Below are 16414 nucleotides of genomic sequence, written 5' to 3' on the forward strand. Positions count from 1 at the left end.
ATGAACAGAAGGAATCGCAATGGCACGTCTTGCCGGAGTCGACATCCCCAATGAGAAGCGCATCGAGATCGCCCTCACCTACATCTTTGGTGTGGGTCGCACTCGTGCCAAGGAAACGCTCGCAGCGACCGGTATCAACCCGGACACCCGCGTTAAGGATCTCTCCGATGAGCAGCTGATTACGCTGCGTGATTACCTCGAGGGTAACTACAAGATCGAGGGTGATCTCCGCCGTGAGGTGGATGCGGATATTCGCCGTAAGATCCAGATTAACTGCTACCAGGGCATGCGTCACCGTAGGCACCTGCCCGTGCGTGGCCAGCGCACCAAGACCAACGCCCGTACCCGCAAGGGCCCGAAGCGCACGGTCGCCGGTAAGAAGAAGGCCTGATTTTCATCAGACCTCAGTTCAGGCCACGAGTGGTTGACGCTCATCGCCTGAAATTCGATAATTATTCGTAAACAAGGAAACGAGGATCCATGGCAGCTGCGAAGCAGGCCACGCGCAAGCCCCGTCGTAGGGACCGTAAGTCGGTTCCCGTCGGACAGGCGCACATCAAGTCCACATTCAACAACACGATCATCTCGATCACCGATCCGTCCGGTGCCGTTGTCTCCTGGGCGTCCGGTGGCGATGTCGGCTTCAAGGGCTCCCGTAAGTCCACGCCGTACGCCGCTGGCATGGCTGCCGAAGCCGCCGCCCGCAAGGCCATGGAACACGGCGTCAAGAAGGTCGACGTGTTCGTGAAGGGCCCGGGTTCCGGTCGCGAAACCGCCATCCGCTCCCTGCAGTCCGCAGGCCTTGAGGTCGGTTCCATCTCCGACGTCACCCCGCAGGCTCACAACGGCGTTCGTCCTCCGAAGCGTCGCCGCGTCTGAAGCACTGACCTACAGAATCTATAATCCAACCCGCGAGAACCGGCGAGTGCACGGCCGGTTTGAGCTGAAAGGATAAGTGTAAAGTGCTTATTGCACAGCGTCCGACCCTGACTGAGGAAGTCCTCAATCCCCAGCGTTCCCGCTTCACCATCGAGCCGCTTGAGCCTGGTTTTGGCTACACCCTCGGTAACTCGCTGCGCCGTACGCTGCTCAGCTCCATCCCCGGAGCTGCTGTTACGTCGGTGCGCATCTCCGGCGCGCTGCATGAGTTCACCACTCTGCCCGGCGTGAAGGAAGACGTTACCGAGATTCTTCTGAACATCAAGGGAATCGTTCTTACCAGCGAATACGACGAGCCCGTCGTCATGTACCTGCGCAAGAACGGTGAAGGCGAGGCCACCGCCGGAGACATCACTCCGCCGGCCGGCGTCGTCATCTCCAATCCCGATCTTCACATCGCCACTCTCGCCGAGGACGGCGAGCTGGAGATCGAGTTCACTGTCGAGCGTGGCCGCGGTTACGTTCCTGCTCAGATGAACAAGCAGGATACGGGCGAGATCGGTCGCATTCCGGTGGATTCCATCTACTCTCCAGTGCTGAAGGTGAGCTACAAGGTCGAGGCTACTCGAGTCGAGCAGCGTACCGACTTCGACAAGCTCATCCTCGATGTGGAGACCAAGCCGGCCATTTCCCCGCGCGATGCCGTGGCATCCGCAGGCTCCACCCTTGTCGAGCTGTTCGGCCTGTGCCGTGAGCTCAACAACCAGGCGGAGGGTATCGAGGTCGGTCCGGTTCCGGTCGTGGAAGAAACCAACCCCGAGATGGCGGTTCCGATCGAGGAGCTCAACTTGACGCAGCGTTCCTACAACTGCCTCAAGCGCGAGGGCATCCACACGGTCGGCGAGCTGGTCTCCCATACGGAGCAGGACCTGCTCGACATCCGCAATTTCGGTATGAAGTCCATCGACGAAGTCAAGGAGAAGCTGCAGTCCCTCGGTCTGTCGCTCAAGGCCTCGCCGCTTGGTCTCGATACCATCAATCTCGAAGGAGGCACGTTCTTCTCTCCGGAAGACGAGTGATCGTCTCCGGGAGACGAACGTCTCCCTTGAATAAACGCAGCCTCGTGCCGCGCAGACGTTTGGGCCTCTGCCCTCCTGCCGGCACGGGACATAAGGAGTAATTACAATGCCTACACCCAAGAAGGGCCCGCGTCTGGCTTCCAGCCCCGCGCATGAGCGCCTGATGCTCGCCAACATGGCTACGAGCCTGTTCCAGAACGGCCGCATCACCACCACGCTGCCGAAGGCCAAGCGCCTCCGTCCGCTGGCCGAGCGTCTGATCACGTTCGCCAAGCGTGGCGACCTGCACTCCCGCCGTCGCGTGATGCGCGTCATCCGCAACAAGAGCGTCGTGCACGTGCTGTTCACCCAGATCGCCGAAATGATGGAGCAGCGTGAGGGTGGCTACACCCGTATCGTCAAGATTGCTCCGCGCCGTGGCGACAACGCCCCGATGGCCGTCATCGAGCTCGTCACCGAGCCGCTGAGCGCCAAGAAGGCCACCGTTGCCGAGGCTGAGGCCGCCACCAAGGCCGCCGCCGAAGAAGCTCCGGCCACCGAGGCCGAGGCTCCGGCCGCTGAGGCCACCGAGGCTCCGGCTCAGGAAGCCGCCGCCGAGGAGAAGGCCGAGTGAATCTGATTCACGTCAGGTGAACTGGTTTCAAACCGCTGAAGAGGTCTGGGATCGCAAGGTCCCGGACCTCTTTCGTTCTTAATATCCTGTAATATCCCGAATTTGGTCAATCCGTTCATTACGACCATGTTTTCCCTTCTTCATGATCGTTTTCGCCAAGTAATCCCGATACTCTAGTACGTATGCGTTTGAGGATCGATTTGGGATATGACGGCGGCGCCTTCTACGGATGGGCTCGCCAGCCGAAGCTACGTACCGTACAGGGGGAGATCGAGGCGGCAATCCGCAAGGTGCTGCGCGTACGGGCCGACGATGCCGACGCCCCCGAAATCCGGCTGGTGGTGGCCGGCCGCACCGACACCGGCGTGCACGCCCTGCATCAGGTCTGCCACATCGACATCCCCGAAGACGTGCTCGCCCGGGCCGTGGGCCACATGGACGTGACCCCGGAGGTCGCCTTGGAACGACGACTGCAGCGCGTGCTGCCCGACGACATCGCCATCCATCGTGTGCAGCAGGCCCCCGACGGGTTCGACGCACGATTCTCCGCGCTCGAACGCACCTATGTGTATCGGGTGAGCGACAACGGACGATTCGTGGACCCCCGGACACGAGGATTCGTCGTCGCCGTCGACGAAACGCTCGATATGGACGCCATGAACCAGGCGGCGGCGCTCACCATCGGTCTGCATGACTTCGGCTCGTTCGCCACGCCCAATCCGGGAGGCACCACCATCCGAGAGGTCAAGTACGCGCAGTGGCGTCGGGTCGATCCCGGCACGATGCTGCACGGGGGAGCGGCCGACGGCGGCTACGGCGAGCCGGTGCCGTATGCGGAATCGGGACTGCTGTGCTTCACAATCGTCGCCGACGCGTTCGCGAGGAACATGGTCCGCTCGCTGGTCAACGGCTGCCTGCAGGTCGGACGCGGCCGAAAGGACGTGGAATGGTTCGCGCGGAAAATGGCCGTTCCCATGCGCGAAGGCTCCACCGGTCCGGCCGCGGCCAAGGGCCTCACGCTCGAATACGTGGCCTATCCTCCCGACGACATGCTCGCCGAACGTGCGCAGGCCATTCGCGCCGTGCGCACGCTGTAGCCGCATCGGCCACGAAGGTCGCGACGGCCGGGCAGCCGTGACGTGTGCGGTCCGGCCGTCATGGCCGCGCACGTCCGTGCCGCGACCGCTTCCACGTCACACACATGACATGCGATAAATCATGAATCATGTTGGAAACATTCCTCGGTATTTGCGTTAACGGTGCGTGATTAATCTGATGCCCAGATTGCCGGCCGGCCATCGTGCCGATCGGACGCAGGCGAAGCATGCGTCGACGGCCGTGCGCGGAACGTGCCGGCCGCAGGTGCTTCGGCACGTGGGAAACGTGGGAAAAGGAGTGGGCAGTGATTCAATCGCGGGCGCAGAAAATGGCAACGGAACTCGTCGACCGCAGGGAGGCGATCAACCGCGAACTGAGCCGTAACGGCGTACGGTTCGGCATCTACAAGAACGGTCAGTACCACGATCAGCTGTTTCCCTACGATCCGGTGCCTCGCATCATCGAATCCAAGGAGTTCGACGAGCTTGAACTCGGTCTGGCGCAGCGCGTGAAGGCGCTGAACGCCTACCTGCGCGACATCTACTCCGACAAGCGCATCATCCACGACGGCATCATCCCCGAGGAATACGTGTACACGTCGGCCGGCTACTATCCGCAGGTCAACGGCGTGACCCCTCCCGGCGGCGTGTTCGCGCACATCGCCGGCGAGGACCTGGTGCAGGGGGAGGACGGCCGCTGGTGGGTGCTCGAAGACAACCTTCGCATCCCGTCGGGCGCCAGCTATCCGCTGTTCGTGCGCGATATCGAACGCCGCATCTCGCCCAGACTGTTCCGCGACGTGCGTGTGCGCGACAACCGTGCCTACCCGATGATGCTGCGCCGGTCGATGGATTTCGTGACCACCGAGGGCATCGCCGTGGTGCTCACGCCCGGCCGCTACAACTCCGCGTTCTTCGAACACGCGTATCTCGCCGAGAAGACCGGCGCCGTACTCGCATTCCCCGAGGATCTCGAGGTCGAGGACAACCAGCTGTTCTTCATCGACTACTCCGGCAGCAAGCACCGCGTCGGCGTGGTCTACCGCCGACTCTCCGACGACTATCTCGACCCGTTCGCCTTCAATGCCGAATCCGTAATCGGCGTGCCCGGCCTGCTCGGCGCCTACCGCGCCGGCAACGTGGCGATCATGAACGCGCCCGGTAATGGCGCCGCCGACGACAAGGCCATCTACTACTTCGTGCCGGCGATGATCCAGTACTATTTGCACGAGGACCCGATCCTGCACAACGCGCCCACTTACATGCCGATGTTCGAACAGGACCGCAGGACCGTGCTCGACCGCATGGGCGAACTCGTCATCAAGGACGTCGCCGAAGCCGGCGGATACGGCGTGGTGTTCGGATCGTCGCTCGACGCATCCCAGCGCGAGGAGCTCGCCGACAGGATCAAGGCCGACCCGCGCCGATTCATCGCGCAGGAGGTCATCCAGTTCCGCGACATCGACGTGGTCGACCCGAAGACCGGGCAGTACGAGCCGCGCAAGGCCGATCTTCGTGCGTTCGTCGTGACCGGCAAGGACACGCAGGTATGGTATTCCGGCCTGACCCGCTACTCGTCGGTCCCCGGACAGATGATCGTGAATTCCTCGCAGGGCGGCGGATTCAAGGACACGTGGGTGCTGGCTGACGACGATGCCGCGATGACCGACAAATACGACCAGTTCGAGGACGAGAAGATTTCCATCGCCACGCAGACGCAGCGGCACTCGCTTTCGCTGCTCACCGCGTCGAAGGCGGAGAACCTCTACTGGCTCGGACGGTACACGGAACGCGTGTTCACCACGCTCACGCGGTTCTTCCCGTTCTACGACCATGTGATGGACACCGACGTGGACGCGTTCCGCCCGTTCGCCCGCGCACTCGACCTGCCGGAGGACTTCGAGGACTTCGATGCGTTCGTGCATAGCTTCCTGTACGACGAGAGCAACCCGAACTCGGTGCGCAGCGCCATGGACTACGCGTTCAACAACGCCGTGATCCTGCGTCCCGAACTCAGCTCTCGCGTGCTGCAGTACGTGGAACTGGCGCTGAGCAGCATCACCGACGCGAGCGAGCGTTCGTCCGAGGCCGAGGACCTGTACGACCAGCGCGATGTGACCGACGACATGCTGGCCTTCTGGGGCGCCGTCGAGAATTCGGTGGTCGACCAGACGCTCAAGTCGTTCCTCTTCGTCGGCAAATACCTCGAACGACTCGACCTGTACACGCGCCTGCATGTTTCGCCCACCGAGCTCAAGCCGCCGCTGCGCAAGCTCGTCGACTATGCGATGACGTTGGACGGCATGCCCGTGCCGCAGTGCTTCGTCTCCGGCGTACGCTGGCTCATCGGTCAGCTGCCTGCCCGCGGCTACGAGAGGCTCGCCGACCGGCTGCGTGACTTCGAGACCGGATTCACCGATCATGTGGTCGCATCCCGACTGAAGCCGCTGATGACCGTCGACCCCACCGATCTCGGCGATCGGTGATTGGCAAGCGGCGACCAGTAGGCGGCAAGCGGGCGTCAGCCACCGGTATCATGTTGCTCTCATGCGTTTTCGGATGGGCGGCGTAGTCGCCGGACCGATACGACTATCCTTGAAGGAAAGTCTGCGGACCGGCCGTGCGTATGCGTCATGCGCCGCGCATCCGCATATCGGGCGTAAAAGGAGCTGGATTCGTTGAAGAAACTGTATTTTGATTACGAGATGAAGCTGACGTTTAGCTCGCCCGTAACCGATCATCGTTTCCAGCTCCGGTGCATTCCCGCCACCGGTCCCCGCCAGCAGGTCATCGACACCAAAGTGGTCATCGACCCCGCAATCGAGCCGAATACGTCCATCGATTCGTTCGATTCCGTGGTGATGACGGGATTCCTGCCCGAACCGCACACGCATTTCGGCTACAAGGTGACGGGCATCGCGTTCGTGGACAACGCCAACATCAAATCCGAGATTTACAAGCCGCTCTACCGGTTCGATTCCGCGCTGACCATTCCCGGTCCGGCCGTCAAGGCGCTGACCGAACGATGCAAGGACCGTCTGCGTCACGAGAAGAACACCGGTTCGCCGGTCGCCGTGGCCACCGTGGTGATGGACGAGGTGTTCAAGTCGTTCGTCTACACGCCGAAGTCCACGACGATTCACACCACCGCCGAACAGGCTCTGGCCCAAGGCAAGGGCGTATGCCAGGACTACGCGCATGTGATGCTCTCGGTATGCCGCCACGTCGGACTGACCGCGCGATACATCGCCGGACTGCTGGGTGGCGAGGGGGCGACCCACGCGTGGGTGGAGGTGTATCACAAGGACCGTTGGATCGGGCTCGACCCCACTCACAACCGGTTGGTCGACGACAACTACATCACCATCGCCCACGGACGCGACTACCGCGACTGCATGCTCGACATCGGCGTGTTCTCGGGCAGCAACGTGCAGCAGACGCAGTGGGTGAACGCCTCCGTTCACGAGAAGCCGCAGGTGTAGAACCCGCCCTGTGACGACACGGGTAATACCTCGATTTTGCAATATCCGTAAAGTGTGGCATACTATTCAAGTTGCGTTTTTGTAGCAATGGATAAGTGTCCGAGCGGTCGAAGGAGCACGCCTCGAAAGCGTGTGAGGGCAACCCCCTCCGCGAGTTCGAATCTCGCCTTATCCGCCCTTAAGGGTTCTGGCCAGTTGGGATGGCCGGAACCCTTTTTTCATGCCGTTTTCGGCGGTATTCCAACGGTTTTTTTTTTGGGGGGGGGTAGGCCAAATTGTGTGTCCGACAGATCGGATTTGGTTTCTTTGCCCCTCTGGGGAAGCTGCCAGCTTGCGGCTGACTGATGAGGGGGCCTGGGGCTCCACGTCCAAATCATGTCTTCTGAACAGACGGTCTGTCCTCTGGCCTCGTTACTTGGCCAACCCGTTCATCATTCATTGGCTGAACCGATCATAAAGACCCTTACTTGGCCTAGTCGTTCACGAACAGGCCGAAACCGAGGTCTTCGTGAACGGATTGGCCAATCTTGGTGAAAACATGTCTTTTGATGATTGGTTCGGCCAAGTTGATTGGTCATCAATTCCTTCGATCACCCATTGGGGGAATGGATAATCTGTCTGGCGTGCAGGCCGGGCCACGGACTGAGCAACAGTTCGTCAAGGGTGACACCCAGCACCTGGGCGATCGCCATGATGTTCCTCAGGCTGGGATTCGCCGGTGTCCCCGGCATGGACTCGCCCTTTTCGAACTTCTGATAGGTATACCGGCTCAGACCGGCCTCGTAGGTTACATGTTCCTGCGACAGGCCACGGGAAATGCGAAGTCTCTGCATGTTCAGCCCGAGTTCCTAGACATAATGGTTCCAAGCACCCGAAGGCGTGTTGCGTGGCATACCTCGAAAGATACGAGCGAGCCGTTTTGTATATGACCTCCTGTATATGGCATTCTTGAGTCCGGAAAGGTGAAGGTGCCGACATGGAAGATAAGTACTGCCGTTTCTGCGGGGCGTTGCTGCCGGAAGGAGCCCTGTTCTGCACCAAGTGCGGAAAGTCGACGGCAGTGGAGAACGACGATAAGGAATCCCATATCGAGCCTGATGGGGAAAAAGACCAAGGTGGGCATGATGTCGCAGGTGAAGCGGCCCATAATGCCGATACTGATGACCCACATTGGTGGAACCGCTCGGATAATCAGGACAATCAGAGGCCTGAGACGGTTCGAGAACAGCGGTCGGTTCAGCGGAAACAGAAGTGGGATCGCAAGCGCATCATCGTGATAGCCGTAGCGGCATTGCTGGCGCTGTTTATCGTCGTTACGGGCATCTTGTGGCCCAAGATGTTCCCTAAGGAGTTTCCTGCTGGTATCAATACCTATGCGGTTAAAGGAGAGTCTTATTATCAGTGGAAACGTAAGCTTCCCCATGTGGCAAAGGTAGTTGATGAATGTCATCAATATGGCTATACCGGCGAACTCACCTCGTCCACTCAACTTGACTCTGTTCTTTTCATGCCGAAATCGGACAGGCTTCTCATTACCTATGATTGGGGCTTATCTCTCGATAGCGGAGACATCAGTGCATATGGTGAGAGTACCGAAAAAGCAATGAACTGCATGACAGACGCCCTTGGATACCAAGGGAATCTATCCGCTATGCTTGATGAATTTGCTCAGGATAATAAAAAAACCGATGGAATCGAGAGCCTTGACGAGGTGTCTCCCCGTGCTTTGACCAATAACGTTGCGGCGCGATGCATGTGGACCATTGGGGATGCGGATACATCGATTCAGGGGATGGGCCGTTTTCTGTGTGCTCTGACTGAGGAGAAAGTATCTGACAGTTCTTCTGATACGGCTTCGAGTGGTGATTCCTCCTCTGAGAGATCAGAACAAAACCGCAGGAGTGAGAGCCGAACGTCGGACGATGATTTCGCTGATTTGTGGAAGACGACCGTGGATGACAACGACTGGTCGAAAATCGCGGGGGACTATTGCCGGGCGGATGGCGTATGCGTCCATATCGCAAAGAACGATTTCTACGACCCGAATACCTATGAGGGAACTCCGGGAACATTGAGTTTTACTGCCGGGGATTCCTCTTCCAATCCATTGCCGAACGGTCAGTCCCAAGTCGAACTCGGTTTCCAGTATCAAACCAAGCAGACCATGCCGCCGAGTCCGGAACCGTTTCCGATGTTCGCCGGTTGTCAGGGGTCGGCGGGTTGTGATCAAGGTTCTCAGGAAGGTGTCTTTTTTGTGATGCCCGGAGTCGATATGCAGTATTTCCAGCGGTTCTCCATTGACTCAAACAATCCTCCTGATAATTCCCGTGATTATCTGGTTATCGGCCATCCGGGAGAAACAACCATATCCGACCAATCGGTGTTCTATCGGAAGTGATCAATCATGTTCTGTCATAAGTGCGGTGCTCGGATACCGGAGGATTCGCTGTTCTGTCCGAAGTGCGGTGCGAAATTGGCTTCGACTGCGGACAAGACGGAAGCGCGTGATTCGTCCAGTGAGCCAGTAGTGGAGCAACGGCGGCCTGACAGTGCCGAGGAATTCGATGTCGAGTCGGATGAGAGGAAAGACCAAGGCGGGCATGGCGTCGTAGATGAATCAGCCCGTAATACCTCGCGTAATGCCGATGATGCCGAACCACATTGGTGGAACCGTTCGGATGAGCAGGCCGAGCAGGCGGCCGAAGCGGCTCGGGAACGGCGAATGGCTCAACAGGAGCAGAAGTGGCATCGCAGGCGTGTCATCGTGATCACCGTGGTTGTGCTGATTGTGATCGCCGTGATCGTCGGTGCGGTGCTAAGTTCCCGTTCGACCTCGCAACCCAATAAGAGCCAGGAGTCTTCAGAGATTTCAAACAGTGGGGAGGAATCTGACGAGACTAAGGATCCCAACGATGCATTAGCTGATTCCACTGATGATGCGTCGCCCGATGCCACTGGGGAAAGCGCGGATCGGACTTCCTCTCAGACCGACGATCAGGGTCTGCGTGATCTGGCGACATGCGGGCGCCCGGGGTATTTCGTTCTGACCACGGGCGATGCGGGGAAACCGGTCGCGCGCTTGGAAAACACGGGAACCACCTATACGAGCATGAACGAGTATGTCGATCTTCGATGCCTGGCGCAGAAACTGGGGTATACGGGGACCAGCCTCGTCCGTGATCTTGGTGATAACGCGTCATGGAACAATTCGATGAATTGGTGGTATGCGTCGGATGGAGATGAATTCAATGATGACGATGACGGTGCCTATCGCAAGGAATACAGCACACCCAAACGGATTGGTGACGATACCTATAGGGTCAAGTGCTTCGACGAGAATCATCGTTCCATCTGCGATTTCTATATGACGGGCAATACCCCTACGCCGGCGGAAATGATGAAGGCACAGTATAAGGGCAACTCCAATGCCGTCGGATACGACCAATACAAGAGCTATAACTGCTTGGCCGGCAATTCAGGGCAATTGACCCCGTGCAGCTCCGTCTATCAGGAGATGGAAAACGGCACGATGCAGTATCTGCCGTTTGGTATCGGGAACGCGTCCGACCCCGATGATTACAGCACCTATATTCCGGTGGATACCAACAAGAACGGAGTGATCGACGACGGCGAAATGGGGGATTAAGAGGCATTGAGCGGAAGAAGGCGATCGCTGTTCGACAATACGAGTAACCACATTATTACGGATATCCCGTTGCTTACGCTGCGGCATACCAAGTCAGGAGATCATTTCATGGTGGAAATGATTCGATGGACCCATGGATCCGAGTGAGTGGACCCACTATTCCGAGGGGATTACTTGAGCAGGGCGGATTCGAGGGCGGGGTAGCCGAGGTCGATGGCCTGCAGGATGTGGGCGCTGATGAGCGAGGATACGGTCGTCAGCGAGGCGCGTTCCTTGGCGCTGATTGCGGAGGAGCCGGCGGTCGTGGAACTGGCTGCGGAGGAACCGGTCCCGGAAGCGTCGGCTGAAGAGCTGCCGGCGGAGTCGGTAGTCGAAGAGTTCGAGCTCGAAGAGGCGTCGTCATCGCCGTCGGCGGCGTCCACGGCGGCCATGGCGTTGAGCTGTTCGACCGCGCAGTTCATTTCGATGACGGCGGAGGTGGCGGCGGTCAGTCCGGTATCGGGGTCGGTGCTCGTCGCCGGATTATTGACGACGGACTTGATGGAATAGATCTTCTGGCGGGGGTCCTTCTCGTGTTTGACAGCCGTGGCGAGAATCTGCGCGTTCGTCTTGCGCTGGTTGCTGAGCTGATACAGCGTGGCGTCGGCGTTGTTCCTCGCCGCGAGGATCTCGTAGCCGAATCCGGCGCGGTCCTCGGCGAGACTCAGCGTGGCTGCCGCGTCGGTGTCGATGCTCAGCGTGGTGCCGGAGGCGACCTGCGCTGCGGGGGAGTCCATCACCTTCGAGACGTCCTTGATATGCAGTTGCGAGGCAAGGGTCGTGGCGGCATGCGTCGCCATGGCACTGCGCACGGTGCCTTCGGCGAACCGCTGCGGGCAGTCCGCGGCCACGTTCCGCCAGTCATGCTGGGCGGCCGCAGCGGAGAGCAGACGAATGGAGGAGGGCATGCCTTCCTGATACTGCCTGGTATGCCTCGTCGCCAACGTAAGTGCCTGCTCGCAGGGGCTCAGTTCGGAGTCATCGGTGCCCTGGCCGCTCAGACCGATCGCGTGGGCCGGCACGCAGAAGGCGAACAAGCTGATGACGGCCATCAGCGCCGCGAACAGCGGGAGCGGGAATGATGCGCGTCGCGTGGAACGGTTGACGTCGGATTCGCCCTGAGCGCATAGTGTCTGCATGAATCGTTAGACTAGTAGCCGTTGCAGACCATTGCGGGCAAGGTGCCCGTGTAATAACTTCATATGGGAGGTCTTTGGCATGGAATTGGACTTGGCTGGCATTCACGCACTTGCTGCTGAGCAGGGAATAGATGCCGAGACTCTGGATGACGCACTGGCTGAAGCCCTGCGTCTTGCGTACTTGAAAACTCCTCACGCCGCGAAGCATGCCCGCGTGGAACTTGATTCCCGCGCCGGAACGTTCACGGTGTGGGCTCAGGATGAGATTCCCCAGGAGCCCACGGAAGAGGATCCGCACCCGCACCCGGTTCTGGGTGAGGAATATGACGACACCCCCCGTGATTTCGGACGTCTTGCCGCCGCCACGGCCCGTCAGGTCATTTCCCAGCTGTTCCGTCGCGCCGCCGATGAAAAGGTGTTCGGCGCGTTCTCGGGCCAGAAGGGCAACCTGATCACCGGCATCGTGCAGCAGGACGCCAAGGACCCGGGCAACGTGCACATCGCCGTCGGCGACGTCGAGGCCATCCTGCCGCGTCGCGAGCAGGTGCCGGGCGAGCGCTACCGCCACGGCGAGCGCCTGCGTGTGTATGTGGTGAACGTCTCCCGCGGCCTCAAGGGCCCGGAGGTCATCGTTTCTCGTTCGCATCCGGAGCTGGTCCGTCGTCTCTTCGAGCGTGAGGTCCCGGAGTTGTCGAGCGGTGCGGTGTCCATCATGTCGATCGCGCGCGAGGCCGGTGCCCGCACGAAGATCGCGGTGCGCGCCAACGCGCAGGGCGTCAACCCGAAGGGCGCGCTCATCGGCCCCGGCGGCTCCCGCGTCCGTGCGGTGATGGAGAACCTCGGCCAGGAGAAGATCGACATCGTCGACTGGTCGGCCGATCCGGCCCAGTTCGTCTCCGCTGCGCTGTCGCCGGCGCACACCACCGAGGTGAAGGTGGTCAGCGAGAAGAACAAGACGGCCATCGCGTTCATCCATGACGATCAGCTGTCGCTGGGCATCGGCAAGGAGGGGCAGAACGCCCGTTTGGCCGCTAAGCTCACCGGCTGGAAGATCGGCATCGAGTCCGAGGAGGTGCGTGCCAGGAAGGCCGCCGAGGCCGCGAAGGCGGCGGAGGCCTCCAAGGACGAGCAGGGTTCCGAGGAGTGATTCGTCACGCCGGAGGTGACGTCGTGGACATGCGGCGACACCTCCGGCGTTTTTCTGGTATATGCAATCCATGGGGATGAGTATGCTTGTCTCGGAGTCTGAAAATGCGGGTGTAGTATGCCCACTTTCAGGAAAAGAACGAGGTAACACATCATGGTCGCACGATGAGACAGCACATGTTTGCCATCAGTGATCAGTGATCGCGCGGGAGTCCGTACGGGAATCGTATACGCGCGGTCGGGAATAGGAGATATTGGTGCCCAAAGCACGCGTATATGAATTGGCCAAGGCGTTTGGCGTAGATAGCAAGACCGTTCTTGACAAGCTCAAGAACATGGGCGAGTTCGTGAAGTCGGCCTCGTCGACAGTGGAAGCGCCGGTTGTGCGCAAACTCCGGGCGGAATTCCAGCCGTCCAACACCGAGAAGGGCGATGCCAAGAAGCCCCAGTCTCGTCGTCCGCAGCCGAAGCCGGCTGCAAAGAAGCCTGTTGTATCCGAATCCTCCGCCGCTGCGGCTTCCGCCGCGACCCCCGGTCCGCGTCCTGCGGCTCCGAAGCCGGGTCATCATGCCGCCGGCGAATCCTCCCATGCCACTCCGCGCAACGCGTTCCACCGCAACGAGCGTGGTGAGCGCGGCGAGCGCGAGACGTCCCGTGACGGCCAGCGCCAGCATGGCGGCGAGGGCCGTTCCGCCCGTCCGCATCCTCAGGGCGCCCGTCCTTCGGCTCCCCGTCCGGGAGACCGTCGTGGCGGTGGCCGCAACCATGGCGAGGGCCGTGGCCAGGGCGCACGTCCGCAGAATCCTCGTGGTCCGCGTCCGGGTCAGGGCGCCCAGGGCCAGCAGAACCACGGCGGCGCCAATGGCTCCGCCACGCCCCGTCCGCATGCCACCGGCACGCCGCGTCCGGGCAACAATCCGTTCAGCCGCAAGCAGGGCATGAGCGTTCCCACGCCGGGTGACATCCCGCGTCCGCATCCGATGGCCCGTCCGACCGTGAACAACGGCCGTGGCGGTCGCCCGGGTCGTCCGGGCCAGGGCGGTCCGCGTCCGGGTGGTCGCGGAGGTCGTCCGGGTCAGGGCAGGCCGAACCAGTGGGGCCACAGCCGTCCGGGTCAGGGTGCAGGCACCTCCGGCGGCGGTCGTCCCGGCGGCAGCCGTTTCGGCGGTCCGCGTCCGGGTCAGGGCGGCGGTCCGAACAACGGTCCCCAGAGCGGTGGCGGTCGTCCGGGTGGTCGCGGAGGCCGCGGCGGTACCGCCGGCGCCTTCGGTCGTCAGGGCGGTAAGTCCTCCAGGGCTCGCAAGCGTCAGCACGCAAGGAGGCAGGAGTTCGAGGAGATGAAGGCACCCGTTATCGGTGGTGTCCGCATCCCCACCGGTAACGGCCAGACCATCAAGCTTCGTCAGGGCGCCACGCTGGCCGACCTTGCGGAGAAGATCAACGTCAACGCCGCCTCCTTGGTCACCGTGCTCTTCCACCTGGGCGAGATGGCCACGGCCACGCAGTCCCTGGACGAGTCCACCTTCCAGATCCTCGGCGAGGAGATCGGCTGGAACATCAAGATCGTGTCCGCCGAAGAGGAGGACAAGGAGCTGCTCCAGCAGTTCGACATCGATCTTGACGAAGAGGAGCTGCAGGACGACGAGGATCTCAAGCCCCGTCCTCCGGTGGTCACCGTCATGGGCCACGTCGACCACGGTAAGACCCGACTGCTCGACACGATCCGCAAGACCAACGTCATTGCACGCGAGGCCGGCGGCATCACGCAGCGCATCGGCGCCTACCAGGTCGCCATCGACCTGAACGGCGAGCACCGCAAGCTCACGTTCCTCGATACCCCTGGCCACGAGGCGTTCACCGCCATGCGTGCCCGTGGTGCCGAGCTCACCGACGTCGCGATCCTCGTGGTCGCCGCCGACGACGGCGTGATGCCGCAGACGGTCGAGGCCATCAACCACGCCCAGGCCGCCAACGTGCCGATTGTGGTCGCCGTGAACAAGATCGATAAGCCGGGCGCCAACCCCGAGAAGGTGCGCGGCCAGCTCACCGAGTTCGGCCTGGTGCCGGAGGAGTACGGCGGCGACACCATGTTCGTCGACATCTCCGCCAAGCAGAACATCAACGTGGACAAGCTCCTCGAAGCCGTGCTGCTTACCGCCGACGCGACGCTCGACCTCAGGGCCAACCCCGACATGGACGCCCGTGGCGCCACCGTCGAGGCCCGACTCGACAAGGGTCGCGGCGCCGTGGCCACCGTGCTCGTCCAGCAGGGCACCCTGCACATCGGCGACGCTATCGTGGCCGGCACCTCGTACGGCCGCGTTCGCGCCATGCTCGACGAGAACGGCCAGCAGATGAAGGAGGCCACGCCCTCCACCCCGGTGCAGGTGCTTGGCCTCACCTCCGTGCCGACGGCAGGCGACCTCTTCCTCGTCGCCCCCGACGACCGAACCGCCCGCCAGATCGCCGAGAAGCGTCAGGCCACCGAGCGCGCCGCCCAGCTGGCGAAGCGCCGCAAGGTCGTCTCGCTCGAGAGCCTCAAGGAGCAGTTCGCCAAGTCCGAGATCGATATGCTCAACATCGTCATCAAGGGCGATTCCTCCGGCTCCGTCGAGGCGCTCGAGGACTCCCTGATGAAGATCGAGGTCTCCGACGAGGTCGGTATCCAGGTCATCCACCGCGGCGTCGGCGCCATCACGCAGAACGACGTCAACCTCGCCACGGTCGACAAGGCCGTCATCATCGGCTTCAACGTGCGTCCGAACCGTCAGGTCGCGGACCTCGCCGAACGCGAGGGCGTGGAGATCAAGTACTACTCGATCATCTACAAGGCCATCGAGGACGTCGAGGCATCCCTCAAGGGCATGCTCAAGCCGGAATACGAGGAGGTCGTCACCTCCCACTCCGAGATCCGCGAGATCTTCCGCTCCTCCAAGTTCGGCAACATCGCCGGCGTCATGGTGCAGGACGGCGAGGTCAAGCGCGGAACGAAGTGCCGTATCCTGCGCAACGGCGTCGCCACGGTCAACGACCTCGAGATCTCCTCGCTGCGTCGCTTCAAGGACGACGTCCAGTCGGTCAAGGAAGGCTACGAGGCCGGTATCAACCTCGGCTCCTTCAACGACATCCAGGAAGGCGACATCATCGAGACCTTCGAGATGCGCGAGGTCGAACGCAAGTAGTCGATCGGTCGATTCGACCGATTCCTCTGGCTCCCCTCTCTGAGGGGAGCTGGCCGCCGAAGGCGGTCTGAGTGAAGGTGAATATCATCTGATGATGAGGCGCCTCCCCTCA

13 protein-coding genes and 1 tRNA gene are annotated in these 16414 nt (G+C 61.2%); 12 read left to right on the plus strand and 2 right to left on the minus strand.

Annotation, left to right across the window (positions count from 1 at the left end; all coding sequences use genetic code 11):
* Positions 1-19 precede the first annotated feature (19 nt).
* The 8 genes from rpsM (at position 20) to CS006_RS05290 (ending at position 7325) form a co-directional block, all read left to right on the plus strand.
* A complete protein-coding gene (gene rpsM / locus CS006_RS05255; RefSeq protein ID WP_100510732.1) occupies positions 20-391 on the plus strand; it encodes a 30S ribosomal protein S13 in 372 nt (123 codons plus the stop codon).
* A gap of 89 nt (positions 392-480) precedes the next feature.
* A complete protein-coding gene (gene rpsK, locus CS006_RS05260) occupies positions 481-879 on the plus strand; it encodes a 30S ribosomal protein S11 (protein ID WP_093959596.1) in 399 nt (132 codons plus the stop codon).
* 83 nt (positions 880-962) lie between these two features.
* Positions 963-1958 carry a DNA-directed RNA polymerase subunit alpha gene (locus tag CS006_RS05265; RefSeq protein ID WP_100510733.1) on the plus strand — a complete coding sequence of 332 codons (996 nt, stop codon included), beginning with the start codon at positions 963-965 and terminating at the stop codon, positions 1956-1958.
* 106 nt (positions 1959-2064) lie between these two features.
* Complete coding sequence (gene rplQ, locus CS006_RS05270) at positions 2065-2571, plus strand: 50S ribosomal protein L17 (protein WP_100510734.1); 507 nt, start codon at positions 2065-2067, stop codon at positions 2569-2571.
* A 182-nt stretch (positions 2572-2753) separates the two neighbouring features.
* The gene (gene truA / locus CS006_RS05275; protein ID WP_100510735.1) at positions 2754-3668 is read left to right on the plus strand and encodes a tRNA pseudouridine(38-40) synthase TruA; all 915 of its coding nucleotides are present in this window, start codon (positions 2754-2756) and stop codon (positions 3666-3668) included.
* 329 nt (positions 3669-3997) lie between these two features.
* Positions 3998-6154, plus strand: coding sequence for a circularly permuted type 2 ATP-grasp protein (locus tag CS006_RS05280; protein WP_423734831.1), 2157 nt, complete (start codon positions 3998-4000; stop codon positions 6152-6154).
* A 192-nt stretch (positions 6155-6346) separates the two neighbouring features.
* Positions 6347-7150, plus strand: coding sequence for a transglutaminase family protein (locus CS006_RS05285; protein WP_100510737.1), 804 nt, complete (start codon positions 6347-6349; stop codon positions 7148-7150).
* An 89-nt stretch (positions 7151-7239) separates the two neighbouring features.
* Positions 7240-7325, plus strand: a tRNA-Ser gene (locus tag CS006_RS05290).
* Between the two features lie 415 nt (positions 7326-7740).
* Here CS006_RS05290 and CS006_RS05295 read toward each other — a convergent pair.
* Positions 7741-7989: a helix-turn-helix domain-containing protein gene (locus CS006_RS05295; protein ID WP_341476070.1), complete on the minus strand. Its 249-nt coding sequence runs from the start codon at positions 7987-7989 to the stop codon at positions 7741-7743.
* A gap of 137 nt (positions 7990-8126) precedes the next feature.
* Between CS006_RS05295 and CS006_RS05300 the strand changes: the two genes are divergently transcribed.
* Both CS006_RS05300 and CS006_RS05305 read left to right on the plus strand, forming a co-directional pair.
* Positions 8127-9548, plus strand: coding sequence for a zinc ribbon domain-containing protein (locus CS006_RS05300; RefSeq protein WP_100510739.1), 1422 nt, complete (start codon positions 8127-8129; stop codon positions 9546-9548).
* Between the two features lie 6 nt (positions 9549-9554).
* Positions 9555-10796 (plus strand): zinc ribbon domain-containing protein, encoded by a 1242-nt coding sequence (locus CS006_RS05305; RefSeq protein WP_100510740.1) that lies wholly within the window; start codon positions 9555-9557, stop codon positions 10794-10796.
* Positions 10797-10966: 170 nt separating this feature from the next.
* Here the strand turns inward: CS006_RS05305 and CS006_RS05310 are convergent, their stop codons facing one another.
* Positions 10967-11974, minus strand: coding sequence for a hypothetical protein (locus CS006_RS05310; protein WP_100510741.1), 1008 nt, complete (start codon positions 11972-11974; stop codon positions 10967-10969).
* Between the two features lie 79 nt (positions 11975-12053).
* Between CS006_RS05310 and nusA the strand changes: the two genes are divergently transcribed.
* Positions 12054-13121 carry a transcription termination factor NusA gene (nusA, locus tag CS006_RS05315; protein ID WP_100510742.1) on the plus strand — a complete coding sequence of 356 codons (1068 nt, stop codon included), beginning with the start codon at positions 12054-12056 and terminating at the stop codon, positions 13119-13121.
* Positions 13122-13377: 256 nt separating this feature from the next.
* Entirely contained in the window at positions 13378-16302 is a 2925-nt protein-coding gene (gene infB, locus CS006_RS05320) for a translation initiation factor IF-2 (protein ID WP_100510743.1), read from the plus strand.
* The last annotated feature ends 112 nt before the right edge of the window (positions 16303-16414 follow it).

The sequence above is a fragment of the Bifidobacterium primatium genome, assembly GCF_002802875.1.
Lineage (GTDB): Bacteria > Actinomycetota > Actinomycetes > Actinomycetales > Bifidobacteriaceae > Galliscardovia > Galliscardovia primatium.

Bases quoted from the DNA above. Each gene is read 5' to 3' on its own strand.
- truA (WP_100510735.1), top strand. From the start codon at position 2,754: ATGCGTTTGAGGATCGATTTGGGATATGACGGCGGCGCCTTCTACGGA.
- CS006_RS05310 (WP_100510741.1), bottom strand. From the start codon at position 11,974: ATGCAGACACTATGCGCTCAGGGCGAATCCGACGTCAACCGTTCCACG.
- CS006_RS05305 (WP_100510740.1), top strand. From the start codon at position 9,555: ATGTTCTGTCATAAGTGCGGTGCTCGGATACCGGAGGATTCGCTGTTC.
- rplQ (WP_100510734.1), top strand. From the start codon at position 2,065: ATGCCTACACCCAAGAAGGGCCCGCGTCTGGCTTCCAGCCCCGCGCAT.
- rpsK (WP_093959596.1), top strand. From the start codon at position 481: ATGGCAGCTGCGAAGCAGGCCACGCGCAAGCCCCGTCGTAGGGACCGT.
- rpsM (WP_100510732.1), top strand. From the start codon at position 20: ATGGCACGTCTTGCCGGAGTCGACATCCCCAATGAGAAGCGCATCGAG.
- CS006_RS05300 (WP_100510739.1), top strand. From the start codon at position 8,127: ATGGAAGATAAGTACTGCCGTTTCTGCGGGGCGTTGCTGCCGGAAGGA.
- CS006_RS05280 (WP_423734831.1), top strand. From the start codon at position 3,998: ATGGCAACGGAACTCGTCGACCGCAGGGAGGCGATCAACCGCGAACTG.
- nusA (WP_100510742.1), top strand. From the start codon at position 12,054: ATGGAATTGGACTTGGCTGGCATTCACGCACTTGCTGCTGAGCAGGGA.